Source organism: Mycolicibacterium elephantis DSM 44368 (assembly GCF_004014805.1).
GTDB lineage: Bacteria > Actinomycetota > Actinomycetes > Mycobacteriales > Mycobacteriaceae > Mycobacterium > Mycobacterium elephantis.
Window position 1 is genome coordinate 184,371 of record NZ_ATDN01000012.1, and the last position, 12,694, is coordinate 197,064.

Genomic DNA, 12,694 nt, shown 5'->3' on the forward strand with positions numbered 1-12,694 from the left:
TCAGTACATCCGTATCGGTAGGTTGATCAGTCCTCGCAGCGACGCAGTGGGCTTGTACCGCAGGCTTTCCCGCGGCGCCAGCGGTTCCCAGTGGTCGAAGCGTTGCAACAGGGTGGAAAGCGCGATGCGGCCCTCCAGCCGGGCCAGCTGGTGGCCCAGGCAGTAGTGGATACCGAACGCGAACGCCAAGTGCCGGTTGGGCTTCCGCGTGAGGATCAAGGATTCGGGATCCTCGAAGACCGCTTCGTCGTAGTTCGCGGACGTGATCGAGCCGATCACCTGGGAGCCGCGCGGAATCGGCATACCGCCGATCTCCATGTCCGCCATCGCGAATCGCGCGGCGCCGTCGGCGACCGGTGAGGTGAAGCGCAGCAGTTCCTCGATCGCGGTGGTCTCCAGGAGTTCCGGTTGCGCCCGCAGCTGGGCCAGTTGTTCCGGATGCTCGATGAGCGCCAGCACGCTGCTGCCGATCAGGTTGGCCGTGGTGTCGTGGCCGGCCAGCAGCAACAGGAACACCATGGAGACCAGCTCGCGGTGGCTGAGCCGGTCCCCGCCCTCGTTGGCGCGGATGAGCTCGGAGATCAGGCCGTCGTCAGGACGTCGCCGCCGGTCGTCGATCATCGCCTCGAACAGCTTGGCGAGCTTGCGCGCCGTCGGGTAGCCGCGCATCATCTTGTGCTGCTCGTTGCCCAGCTTCTCCACCAGCATGTGGAACATGTCGCGGTCCTCGTCGGGGACGCCGAGCATGGTGGCGATCACCGCGAGCGGAAGCCGGACGGCGTAGGCGTGCACCAGGTCGACCTCGCGCTTGGCCGCGACGTCGTCGGCCAGCTGCTCGGCGATCTTGGCGATGTCGGGTGCCATGGTGCTGACGAGCTTGGGGGTGAAGGCCTTGTGCACCAGGGTGCGTAGCCGCTTGTGGTCCGGATCGTCCTTGAACACCATGGTCTGGGCCAGCATTCGCAGGCTCGGCGGCAGCAACCAGATGAACTTGCCCGCAGGCGAGTTCTTCAGGACGTCGGTGGAGAACCTGTCGTCGCTGTGCAGGGTCATGACGTCGTCGTGGCGGGTCAACAGGTAGCCGCCCTGGCCCTGCAGGAGACCTTTGGCGGTCGCCCACGACACCGGCTGGTGCTTGCGCAGGTATGCGAACCGCGCATGCGGGGTGTCCAGCATCTCGCGCGAACCCAGATCGGTCTTCTCAAGCGAGTCAATCACTTTGGACATGGTTACTCCCGTCCGTGGTCACCGGAACTGGACTCGAACATCGCGACGTCTGGCCCGCCGACAGGCTCGGCGGCCGATGCGAAGAGCAGCGCGGCACGCGCGTGCGGGCTCTCCAAGGTCGACTTCTCCGTATCTCAACTGGGCTCGGATCCTATTAGTACACTGATTACTATGATTTCCGCTACCCCCCACGATCAAGTGCCCACGGACGGGGTCGACGCGGCCCGGCTGCAGGACATCGAGTTCGGCGTCGACGACCACGTCGCCACCATCACTTTGAACCGTCCGGACGCGCTGAATGCGGTTTCCGCTCAAATGGCCGCCGAGCTGGCGTGGGCGTGGCAGACGGTGCGCGACGACGACGAGGTCCATTCGGTGGTGCTGCGGGCCGCCGGCGACCGCGCGTTCTGCACCGGCGTCGACGTCAAGGGCGACGGCAACTGGTTCTTCCGCTCCAACGTGTGGAACACCTTCGACCCGGGCACGGTGATATCGCCGAAGATCGTGCACCGCTGTTGGAAACCGGTGATCACCGCGGTGCACGGGTTCGCGGCCGGCGGCGCGCAGTATCTGCTCAACGAGTCCGACATCATCATCTGCTCCGAGGACGCGAGTTTCTTTGACCCGCATGCCAACGCCTCGATCGTCTCGGCCCTCGAGCCGATCGGCATGCTGCACCGCGGTGTGCCGCTGGGCGAGGTGCTGCGGTGGGCGCTGATGGGAACCGAGGAGCGCATCTCCGCGGCGACGGCCATGCGGATCGGGCTGGTGTCCGAAGTCGTGCCCCGCGAGGAGCTGTGGGACCGGGCGCAGGCGATCGCGGCGTCCATCGCGGCGCGCAACCCGACCGCGATCCAGGGCAGCGTGCGGGCGATATGGGAATCTCTAGACATGACCAGGTCGACCGCGCTGCACAACGGCATGGCCTACACCCACATCGGCAACCCGCCGCTCGCCGAGCGCCGGTCGGCACCGCGCCGCAACGGGCCGCCCACCTATCGGTGACGCCTTGAACCCCGAACGAATCGGACCCCGCGTCGACTCGCGCCGGGCCAAGCTGGCCGGGCGCGCGGCCGAGCAGATCGTCAACGACGTGGTCGAGCTGGGCTGGCCGGTCGGCCAGGTGCTGGGGTCGGAGACCGAACTCCTCGAACGGTACGGAGTCAGCCGCGCCGTGCTGCGTGAGGCGATCCGGCTCGTCGAACATCAGCGGGTGGCGCGGATGCGCCGGGGCACTGGCGGCGGCCTGGTCATCGACGAACCCGACGTCGACGCCGTCATCGGGCCCGCGGTCATCTATCTGCTGCGCGTCGGCGCCACCCTCGACGAGATCTTCGACACCAGAATCCTGCTCGAGGAGCTCGCCGCCGAACTCGCCACGCAACGCATCGCCGAGGCCGACCAGGCGGCCGTTCGTGACACCGTGGACCGGGAAGCCGAAGGCCGGCTCACCGATTTCCGGGAGCTGCACACCCAGCTTGCCGTCCTGTCGGGCAACCCCGTGCTCGAGCTGTTCGTCGAAACCTTCTCCCGGGTCTGCAATTTCCACTTCAGCGACGTCGCCCGCCTGCCCGCCGACATCGACCGCGCAGTGCTGCGGGCGCATCGCGGCATCGCCAAGGCGGTGCTGGCCAACGATCCCGCCCTGGCCCGCGAACGGATGCGCCGCCATCTGCGCGCCGAGGCCGACTTCATCCGGGCGCAGCCGGCGACCGTGCAGCGGCTGGACCCCGACGTCGCGCTCGCCGGCACGCTCGGTGACAAGCGCGGCGAAGCGCTCGCCCGGCAGATCTTCGCCGAGCTCACCACCTCTGGCGCGACGCCGGGCACGTTCGTCGGATCCGAGGCCGCGCTGATGGAGAAGTACCGCGCCAGCCGCGCCGTCGTGCGCGAGGCCATCCGGATCCTGGAGTACCACCAGATCGCGCTGACCCGGCGGGGTCCGGGCGGCGGCTTGTTCGTCACCGAGCCCGACATCTCCGCCGTCGTCGACATCTTCACGATCTATCTGCGCAGGCATGGTGTCAAGGTCCGGCACATCGCGGACCTGCGGGTCGGGCTGGAACTGGCGGTGGTGGAGCGGGCCGCCGAGGCGCTGAAGTCGGGTGGTGCGAATTCGGCTGCCATCGAGGCCGCTCTGCGCGCGGAGTCCGAACACGGCCCCGCGACGGCGTTCGGCCACGGCGAGGACTTCCACTCGATGCTGGGCCGGCTCACCGGCAACCGCGCGCTGAGCCTGGTGCACGGCGTCACGATGCGGCTCGGCTGGCAGTTCTTCTCGCAGTTCGCAATTGAAGATCCGCGGGTGGGCGCGATGTCTCAGGAGCTGCCGTCCACGGTGGTGCCCGCCCACCAGAGCATCGCCGACGCCCTGCTGGCCGGCGACGCCGAGTTGGCGGTGGCGCGGATGCGCGACCACATGGCCGCCACCGGCCCGTCGTGACCTGACCGAAAGCCGCCCGCCGTGACATCCGGGCTTTCCCCGCGCCGTGATTAAGGATACTGTTTTATCTGAATCGAACCTGCGGGGAGGCTGGATGCGGCATCCATGGGATCAGCGGCTCGGCGTGTGGTGGATCGCCGAGGACCACCCCGAGGCGCCGGCCATCGTCGAATCGCCCAGCGGCCGGACCATGACCTTCGCCGAGCTGGCGGCCGCCGCGCACCGGGTGGCGAACGCGCTGCGCGCACACGGCCTGCGGGTCGGTGACACCGTCGCCTACGCGCTGCCCAACGACGTCGACGCCGTCATCTGGCAGCTCGCCACCACCGAGATCGGGCTGCGCTACCTCACCCTCAACACCGCGCTGTCCGCCGACGAGTTCGCCTCGATACTCGCGCACTCCGGCGCGTCGGCCTTGGCGGCGCACCCCGATTACCTCGACCGGTTCGGCTCGGTGCCCGACGGGGCCCGGCTGCGGGTCGTCGTGGGCGGGCCGGCCCCGGCCGGCTTTGTCTCCGAAGCCGACTTCCTGGCCGGGCAGCCGTCGACGCCGCCCGCCGAGCGCACCCAGGGCGACGCGATCCGGTACTCCTCGGGCACGACGGGCAAGCCCAAGGGCATCGTGCGCCCGCTCGATGGCCGGGATCCCGGGGAGGCCGCCAACGCGCACGCGATCTTCGGTCGCGCGTTCGACTTCCGTCCGCTCGAAGGCGTTCATCTCGTGTCGACCGGTATGCACCACGCCGGATGTCAGAGCTTCTACCTCGGCGCGCTCAATGTCGGTCAGGCCCTTGCGATTCTGGGCAGGTTCGACGCCGAGCAGACGCTGTCGGCGATCGAGCGGCACGGCGTGACAACGGCCTACATGGTGCCCACCCAGTTCGTGCGGATGCTGAAGCTGCCGCCCCACGTGCGCGCGAAGTACGACCTTTCGAGCCTGCGATCGGTGATCCATTCCGCCGCACCCTGCCCGCTGCAGGTGAAGAAGGACATGATGGCGTGGTGGGGCCCGGTGATCTGGGAGACCTACGGCGGCACCGAGGGTCCGGCCACCATCGCGAAACCCCACCGCTGGCTGGAGAAGCCGGGCACGGTGGGCCGCCCGATCCGCGGTGTGCGGGTGCACATCCTCGACGACGAAGGCAACCCATTGCCGCCCAACGCAATCGGCAACGTCTACATCGAACGGCTGGACGGGCTGTCGTTCGAGTACCGCAACGACGCCGAGCTCACCGCGTCGGTGTACCGCGGATCGGCGTTCACCATCGGCGACGTCGGCTACCTCGACGACGACGGATACCTCTTCATCTGTGACCGCGCCAAGGACATGATCATCAGCGGCGGGGTCAACATCTATCCCGCCGAGGTCGAAGGGGTGCTGCTGACCCATCCCGCGGTGGGCGACGTCGCGGTCATCGGTGTCCCCGACCCCGAATGGGGCGAACAGGTCAAGGCCGTGGTCGAACTCGTCGACGAGGCCGAACCCTCCGCCGGGCTGGCCGACGAACTCATCGCGTACTGCCGGGCCAGGCTCGCCGGCTTCAAATGCCCGCGGTCGGTGGACTTCGAACCGAGGCTGCCGCGCAACGAGGCCGGCAAGTTGATCAAGCGCGTCGTCCGTGACGCCTACTGGGCCGAAGCCGGACGGCGGGTCTGACGACGATGACGCAGACGTCGCGTGAGGTCTTCGACGCCGACCAGGCCGCCCCGACAGCCGTCGCGCAGGTCTTGCAGCTGAAATCCCTTCCCCACGACCGGTTTCAGGCCGACACGGTGAGCGTGACCGGCCGTCGCACCATCTACGGCGGACAGGTCGCCGCCCAGGCGTTGCGCGCGGCCAGCCTCACCGTGCCCGAGGACCGGGTCGCGCACTCGATGCACGCGTACTTCCTCGCCGCGGGCGATGCCAGCAGGCCGATCGAGCTGAAGGTCGAGCGCGACCGCGACGGCGGGCGCTACTCGGGCCGGCGGGTCAGCGCGGTCCAGGGCGAGTCGGTGATCTTCTCGATGGTCTGCTCGTTCGCCCGACCCGCCGACGGCGCACCGGAATTCCAGGCCGCCCCCATCCCCGAGGTCCAGCGGCCCGCCGAACTGCCGACGCATCAGCTCAACGCGTCGCGCACGTTCGACTTGGAGGCGCGCGTTCCCGAGGACACCGAGCCGTGGTATCGCTGGCCGGCGCGAATGTGGCTGCGCATCCGGGAGCGGCTGGCCGACGACCCGAACGTGCGCGCCTGCGGCATGGTGTTCATCTCCGACCTGTGCACCGGGCTGTCACGCGCACCCCAGATCGAACAGGTGGGTTTGCTGCCCAGCGTCGACCACGCGGTCTGGCTGCACCGCGGCGCCGACCCCAACCAGTGGCTGCTGATCGACCTGCATCCGCTGTCCACGTCGGGCGGGCGCGGGATGTACTCCGGTCAGATCTTCGACGAGCGCGGCGCGCTGGTGGCCAGCCTCGCCCAGGAGTCGCTGTTCGACTTTCCGCGCGACCGATGAGCGCCGCGAAACTATTCCCTAAATAAGTATCCTTTAGTTAGGATCGGTTCATGGTCAGAGCGGACGCGGCGTGCGGGCATGTTTCGGTCGTGACCGCCGAGACCCCGTTCGTTCCGGACGACGACACCTTTCACCGCTCGCCCGACGACAACCCGTTCTGGGCCGAGACCACGTGGTGGTCGTTCAACGTTCCCGAACGCAAGCTCGGCGGGTGGCTGCACGCGCAGTTCAACACCAACCGCGGCACGGTGACGTGGCGGGTCTACGTCTGGGACCCCCACGGCGCCCACCCGGAGCAGTTGCGCTACTTCCGCATGGAAACCGACGTGCCGATGGCCGATCCGGCGCCCGACCTGCGTGACATCGCCATCCCCGGCGGCGGGTTCAGCATCCGGATGCGCCGTCCGCTGCACGACTACCACATCGAGTACACCGATCCCGCAGCGGATTTCGCGGTGTCCCTGGACTTCGAAGGCGTACACCCGCCGCAGCGGTTCACCCCGGGGGAGCCGCCCTTCATGGAGCACACCCATCTCGATCAGCTGGGGCACGTCACGGGCGAGCTCGTGCTCTCCGGTGAACGCATCCCCGTCGACTGCTACTCGGTGCGGGACCGGTCCTGGGCGCCCCGCGGCGCGCCGCTCAGGCGCACGGGTGACACGCCGGCGGCCGCGCCGACGAACCGGGTGCGCCATCCCGGCGGGCCGCGCTGGCGCGAGATCGAGCGCGAGCGCGGAAGAGGGCGTATTCAGTACATTTTCGGGCACGCCGGGCCCGACGTCGGCTTCCTCGGTTTCGTGCGGGTCGCCGAGGGTGACGCCGGAGGGTGGTCACCGCTCAACCACGGCTGGCTGCTCGCCGACGGGCGCTTCGAGCGACTGGACAAGACCGCCAGCGTGATGAAGAACTACCGCGACCCCGTCACCGGCTGGAGCGACCACATGGAGCTTCGGCTCACCGACCTGACCGGCCGCCCGCTTCACGCCGAAGGCCACAGCGTCAGCCACATCTGCGAACGCGGCGGGGGAAGCACCGCGCTGATGCGCTGGGACCTGGATCACCGCATCGGTTGGGGCGAAGACCAAGACATCTGGCACCCAACACATTTCGCCCGCATGCTGAAAGCCCTGCAGGCCGTGCGGTGATCGACTCGACAAGGAGCGACAGGTGACCGGACCTTTCGAAGGTGTTCGCGTGGTGGAGGTCGCCTCGTGGACCTTCGTGCCCGGCGCCGGCGCCATCATGGCCGATCTCGGCGCCGACGTGATCAAGGTCGAACCGCCCGACGGCGACCCGCAGCGAGCGCTTCGCAACGCCATCAACGCCGACGACTCCAGCCCGAATCCCTTTCTGCACGTGCCCAATCGCGGCAAGCGCAGCATCACGTTGAACCTCGCGACGCAGGCCGGCCACGACACGCTGCTCAAACTCACCAAAGGCGCCGACGTGTTCCTGACCAGCTACCTGCCCAAGGTCCGCACCAAACTCGGCATCGACGTCTACGACCTGCGGACGGACAATCCGCGGCTCATCTACGTTCGCGGAACGGGTTGGGGCACTTCGGGTCCGATGGCCGATGCCGGTGGCTTCGACTCCGCGGCGGCCTGGTCGGCGGCGGGCGTGCAGCACAAGCTCACCGAACCCGGCGCCCAGGCGCCCGCCGCGCAGCCCGCCGCGTTCTTCGACCTGCAGGGCTCGAGCGCGATCGCGGGTGCCGTGGCGATGGCCCTGTACCGGCGGGAGCGGACCGGCGCGGGCGGGGTGATCGACGTGTCGCTGTTGAACACCGGCATGTGGACGATGAGCCCCGATCTGGCCGCCGCCGCTGCCGGCGTCGGCGAACTGCCCAGGCCCAACCGGTTCGACGCCCCCAACCCGATCGTCAACCTCTACCGCACCTCCGACGATCGCTGGCTGAACCTGGTGTGCCTGCAGGCCGACCGGTTCTGGGGCGAGTTGTGTGAGCTGATCGGCAGGCCGGAGCTGGCCGACGACGAGCGGTTCCGCGACGGCGTTTCGCGGTTCGTCAACCGGGAGGCCTGCGTCGCCGAGCTGGACAGGACCTTCGGTGCACGCACGGTGGACGAGTGGAAGTCGGTGCTGGCGGGTTTCTCCGGAGTATGGGCGCCCGCAGCGACTTTCGAGGAGGTGTGTGAGAACCCGCAGGTCACCGAGAACGGTTACCTGCCCACCGTCGCAGGCAACGACGGCCGCGAATTCCGGCTGGTGTCACCGCCGTACCAGTTCGACGGTGTGCCCGGAGCACCGGCCGGGCCCGCACCCGAACTCGGGCAGCACACCGAAGAGGTGCTGCTGGAAGCCGGGTTGGGCTGGGACGAGATCAGCACGCTGCGCGACAGCGGAGCCCTGGATTGAGCCCATGTCACACGTAGAGGTCGATCACCGTCTCCTTGGCGAGGTCGCCCCACAGCATGCTGCGGCCGGCCCGCTCCATGTGCGCGGCCCAATGATCCCTGGCGCCGGCACCGTCGCCCGCCTCGATCAGCGCGACGAGCTTGTTGAACGCCCTGATGGTCTGCTTGTACTGCTTCTCGATGCCGGCGGGGTTGGTCGCCGTGCTCATCACCCGGGTCATGTGCCGGGTCACCACTTCCCGCAGCACCGCACCGAACAGGCGCAGCGTATTGTTGCCGGCCCGCTCCATGATCAGGTCGTGGAACCGGAACGTCGCCGCCGTCCACTCCGCGTAATCCGCACCCTCGGTGCCCTCGTTGACCAGCGCCGCCAGCGCGCCCGCCGCCGCCTTGAGGTCGGCGATGTCCTCGGGCGTCGCGCGCCGCGCCAGCATCTCCGCGGCGGCCGGTTCGAACACCTTCCGCGCCTCGTAGAGATCGGTCAGGGTGGTCCCCGACATCTGCAACAGCAAGCCGAAATTTCGGGCGGCGACGGATGTTTCGGGCGAGCACACCAGCACACCACCGCGCGATCCGCGCCGCACGACGATCAGCGACTCGCTCTCCAGAATGCGGAAGGCCTCACGCAAGGTCGGCCGCGAGACACCGAACTGTTTCACCAGTTCCACCTCGGTGGGCAGCGCATCACCCTCCTTCAGCACCCCGCGCACGATGCTGCTGCGCAGGTGATCGGCGATGAGCTCAGCGGTCTTCGGTGCGCGCACCAGTTTGGACTCGCCGTTCCCCCCGTTCGACAGGTCCATCCGATGATCCGTTCTCGTCTGCTCGCGCTGTGTGAGGCGAACCCGTTGCCCGCGTTCCCAATTACCTAACTGATTGTACTCAACCCAGACCCAACAGGAGGATCCGATGACAGCGAGCTCACTGGCCACCCGCAAGTTGTTCATCGACGGCGCATGGACCGACGGTGTCGGTGACCAGACCCTCCACGTGCTCAACCCCGCGACCGAGGAGACCATCGCCGAGGTGCCGCAGGCGTCATCGGCCGACGTCGACGCCGCCGTGCGCGCGGCCCGCCGTGCGTTCGACGAAGGCCCGTGGCCGTCGATGAGCCCTGCCGAGCGCGGCCGCATCCTGGGCGCCATGGCCGACGAATTGGCGCGCAGGCGCGCCGATCTCGTCGAGCTGAACATCACCGAGGCCGGGTCCACCCGGATGCTGGCCGAGTTCCTCCAAGTCGGCACGCCGATCGACCACTTCGCGGACATGGTCCACCGCGTGCTGCCGCAGTTCGAGTTCGAGGCGCCGACCGCTCCCGTGCTCGGCAACGGCATCGGCCAGGGCGTCGTCGTCCGCGAACCGTACGGGGTGGCCGCTCTGATCACCGCGTTCAACTTCCCGTTCCTGCTCAACCTGGCCAAGATCGGCCCCGCGCTGGCCGCCGGCTGCACGGTGGTGCTCAAGTCGTCGCCGTACACGCCGCTGGAGGCCCTCATCCTCGGCGAGATCGCCGAATCCGCCGGGCTGCCACCGGGAACATTGAACATCGTCACCGGTGACGTCGACGCGGGCGAGGCGTTGACCCGCCATCCCGGGGTCGACATCGTCAGCTTCACCGGGTCCGACGCCGTGGGCCGCAAGGTCTACGCACAGGGTGCGGAGAGCATCAAGAAGGTGGTGCTCGAACTCGGCGGCAAGTCGGCGAACATCCTGCTCGACGACGCCGATCTGGACAGGGCGATGGAAAGCGTTCTGGGCGGCTTCATCACCCACGCCGGCCAGGGGTGCGCGCTGCAGACGCGGATCCTCGTGCACCAGTCGCTGCACGACGACCTGGTGGCGCGCATCGTCGGCACCCTGGGCTTCATCTCTGTCGGCGATCCCGCCGACCCGGCCACCATGATGGGGCCGCTGATCCGCGAGGTGCAGCGCCAGCGAGTGGAGACGCTGATCGCCATCGGGGTCGACGAGGGTGCGCAGATCGCCTTCGGCGGTAACCGGCCCGCCCATCTGGACCGCGGATTCTTCGTGGAACCAACACTTTTCGTCGGTGTGAAAAACGAAATGCGGATCGCCCAGGAGGAGTTCTTCGGTCCGGTGGCGTGCGTGATCCCGTTCAGCGACGACGACGAGGCCGTCCGCATCGCCAACGACAGCCGGTACGGCCTCAGCGGCGGCGTCTGGTCGGCCGATCCCCTGCGCGCCGCCGCGGTCGCCCGCCGGCTGCGCACCGGCATGGTCGTCATCAACGGCGGCGGCGGCGGACTCAACCCGGCTGCCCCGTTCGGCGGCTACAAGCACAGCGGGGTCGGCCGTGAGTTCGGGCAGTTCGGGCTGGCGGAGTACCTGCAGCACAAGGCACTTCAGTGGCCGGTCGGCTGAGCCATCTGATCGCCTCGGCGGCGCTGGGTGCGGCCATCTGCGGAGCCGCACCCGCGGTTGCCGCACCGCTGCCCGAACGCCCACCGGGTTCGCCCGACTACATCGAACGCACCGAATGGGTGTACCACGGCGAGCGGGCCACCCTGCGGATCTACCCCACGGCCTGGGGATGGGCGGCCGCGGGCATCTTCACCAACGGCGCGCAGAGCTACGACGCGTGGGCCGAGCTGCTCGAGCACGCACCGGACGCCAACACCCTGACCATGCAGAACCAGTTCATGTGCTACTGGCAGCTTGCCTCGTTCACCAACCCGGGCAAGGTCGGCACCTGGAACCTGGAACCGTGGCGGCCGGTCGTGTCGAGCATCATCATGCAGAACTCGGGCTGCAACCCAGGCGGGCCCGACGACGTGCTCAACTGGTGATCGGCACGAACTCGGGGGCGATCAGATCGCTGACCGCCGGCCACGGGATCGTGATCGAGCGCACCTCGCGGCCGAACTGCCCTTCGGGGAAGTATATTTCGATGCCCGCATCGGTCGGAATCCAGAACCGGAAGTTGCGTTCCACCGGGGCCCACCCGGCGTAGTACTCGCCCCAACCGCCCAGCGGTGGCGTCGGATAGGTGGCGGGCAGGATCTCCTTGGTCAGTGCGCCCAGCCGGGTCAACCCGGCCTGCTCGTCGACGAACAGGTTGCTCCACACGATCTGGATTCCGCTGCGCGCGTCGAACACCCGCGTCGCGACCGTGTCGACCGGCATGTTCGGCAGCTCGACGGCGTGGTACTGGCCTCGCCACAGCTCCGAGATGGTCAGCGGCCGGAACTGCAGCCTGCCTTGGGTTTTGAACGTCCACGGTGAGCTCTTACTCGCGCTGGCGGCGAACAGCCACACCTGACCGTCGGCCTCGTCGTCGAGAATCCGGTTGATCGCGTCGGCGACCACGGGGTCACCGCCCGCGAGCTTCTCGTAGTTCACCGTCCACTCACCGGGCCCCTGCGGACTGACGCCGGAACGCACATCGGGCACGACGGTGTAGGTCACACCGTTCGACACGGTGTCGGCAAGAGCACCCGGCGCCGCCCCGAGGCATGCGAGCAGCAGGACGCCGAGCAGCGCGGCCAGCCGGGTCATGGCAGCACGACGTCGCTGGCCAGCCAGCGGCCGTCGACTTTGTCCATCGTGATGATGATCCTGTTGCGGTCAAGGCGCGGTTCGGGATTCAGCTTGTTGCTGACCGCCTGATCGAGGAACAACATGATCTCCACCTTGTCCTTGGTCGCCGACTTGATACCCGCGGCGATGACCTCACCGGCCTTGGCGTCGTTGTCGATGAGCACCTGCTTGAGCTGGTTGCTCGACTCGCTGTACATCTTCTTGAATTCGCCGGTGGCGCCGTCGAGCACCGCGGCGAAGTTCTCGTCGAGCTTGGCGCCGTCGACACTGGTCAGGATCAGCGCATACTGCTGTGCCGCGGCCAGGGCCTGCTGGCCGGCATTGTCGACCGCCCGCTGCTCGGACAACTTGACGGCCAGCACGGCGCTGGTGGCGAGGGAGGCCACCAGCAGCGCGGCACCGGCCCCGAGCGCCGCCGTTCGGCGGGTGGGTCGGCGAAGCCATCGGCGCCGTGGCGAATCGGCTTGGTGCTGGGCATCTTCCGAGCCGGTGTCGACGCTCTCTTCTGCCACGTTTTCGGTGTCCGCGGTGGCGTCGACCGTGGACACGTCCTCGCGAGTGGTCACATCGAGTCCTTTCTGACGGTCCTCGG

At 68.3% G+C, this 12,694-nt stretch carries 12 protein-coding genes; 8 read left to right on the top strand and 4 right to left on the bottom strand.

Annotation, left to right across the window (positions count from 1 at the left end):
- Complete coding sequence (locus MELE44368_RS10445) at positions 1–1,227, bottom strand: cytochrome P450 family protein (RefSeq protein WP_128108398.1); 1,227 nt, start codon at positions 1,225–1,227, stop codon at positions 1–3.
- Between the two features lie 171 nt (positions 1,228–1,398).
- Between MELE44368_RS10445 and MELE44368_RS10450 the strand changes: the two genes are divergently transcribed.
- The 6 genes from MELE44368_RS10450 (at position 1,399) to MELE44368_RS10475 (ending at position 8,545) form a co-directional block, all read left to right on the top strand.
- A complete protein-coding gene (locus MELE44368_RS10450; protein WP_128108399.1) occupies positions 1,399–2,232 on the top strand; it encodes an enoyl-CoA hydratase/isomerase family protein in 834 nt (277 codons plus the stop codon).
- Between the two features lie 4 nt (positions 2,233–2,236).
- Positions 2,237–3,670 (top strand): FadR/GntR family transcriptional regulator, encoded by a 1,434-nt coding sequence (locus MELE44368_RS10455; protein ID WP_128108400.1) that lies wholly within the window; start codon positions 2,237–2,239, stop codon positions 3,668–3,670.
- A 94-nt stretch (positions 3,671–3,764) separates the two neighbouring features.
- On the top strand, positions 3,765–5,327 hold the full coding sequence (locus MELE44368_RS10460; protein WP_128108401.1) for an AMP-binding protein: 1,563 nt from the start codon (positions 3,765–3,767) through the stop codon (positions 5,325–5,327).
- Between the two features lie 5 nt (positions 5,328–5,332).
- On the top strand, positions 5,333–6,169 hold the full coding sequence (locus MELE44368_RS10465) for an acyl-CoA thioesterase (protein ID WP_241566556.1): 837 nt from the start codon (positions 5,333–5,335) through the stop codon (positions 6,167–6,169).
- A 50-nt stretch (positions 6,170–6,219) separates the two neighbouring features.
- On the top strand, positions 6,220–7,314 hold the full coding sequence (locus tag MELE44368_RS10470) for a DUF7064 domain-containing protein (protein WP_128108403.1): 1,095 nt from the start codon (positions 6,220–6,222) through the stop codon (positions 7,312–7,314).
- 22 nt (positions 7,315–7,336) lie between these two features.
- Positions 7,337–8,545 (top strand): CaiB/BaiF CoA transferase family protein, encoded by a 1,209-nt coding sequence (locus MELE44368_RS10475; protein ID WP_128108404.1) that lies wholly within the window; start codon positions 7,337–7,339, stop codon positions 8,543–8,545.
- Positions 8,546–8,552: 7 nt separating this feature from the next.
- Here MELE44368_RS10475 and MELE44368_RS10480 read toward each other — a convergent pair whose 3' ends face one another.
- The gene (locus tag MELE44368_RS10480) at positions 8,553–9,347 is read right to left on the bottom strand and encodes a FadR/GntR family transcriptional regulator (protein ID WP_046752752.1); all 795 of its coding nucleotides are present in this window, start codon (positions 9,345–9,347) and stop codon (positions 8,553–8,555) included.
- A gap of 106 nt (positions 9,348–9,453) precedes the next feature.
- On the opposite strand from MELE44368_RS10480, the gene MELE44368_RS10485 reads away from it, so the two are divergent.
- Together MELE44368_RS10485 and MELE44368_RS10490 are read left to right on the top strand one after the other, a co-directional pair.
- Complete coding sequence (locus tag MELE44368_RS10485; protein WP_128108405.1) at positions 9,454–10,926, top strand: aldehyde dehydrogenase family protein; 1,473 nt, start codon at positions 9,454–9,456, stop codon at positions 10,924–10,926.
- Complete coding sequence (locus MELE44368_RS10490; protein WP_082944450.1) at positions 10,911–11,351, top strand: DUF2599 domain-containing protein; 441 nt, start codon at positions 10,911–10,913, stop codon at positions 11,349–11,351. The genes MELE44368_RS10485 and MELE44368_RS10490 overlap by 16 nt, the downstream gene beginning before the upstream one ends.
- On the opposite strand, the gene MELE44368_RS10495 is transcribed toward MELE44368_RS10490, so the two are convergent.
- Both MELE44368_RS10495 and MELE44368_RS10500 read right to left on the bottom strand, forming a co-directional pair.
- Positions 11,341–12,060 carry a type 2 periplasmic-binding domain-containing protein gene (locus MELE44368_RS10495; protein WP_128108406.1) on the bottom strand — a complete coding sequence of 240 codons (720 nt, stop codon included), beginning with the start codon at positions 12,058–12,060 and terminating at the stop codon, positions 11,341–11,343. The two genes, MELE44368_RS10490 and MELE44368_RS10495, sit on opposite strands and share 11 nt — an antisense overlap.
- Positions 12,057–12,668, bottom strand: coding sequence for an Rv1363c family protein (locus tag MELE44368_RS10500; RefSeq protein WP_241566557.1), 612 nt, complete (start codon positions 12,666–12,668; stop codon positions 12,057–12,059). Before MELE44368_RS10500 ends, MELE44368_RS10495 begins: the two co-directional genes overlap by 4 nt.
- Between the last annotated feature and the right edge of the window lie 26 nt (positions 12,669–12,694).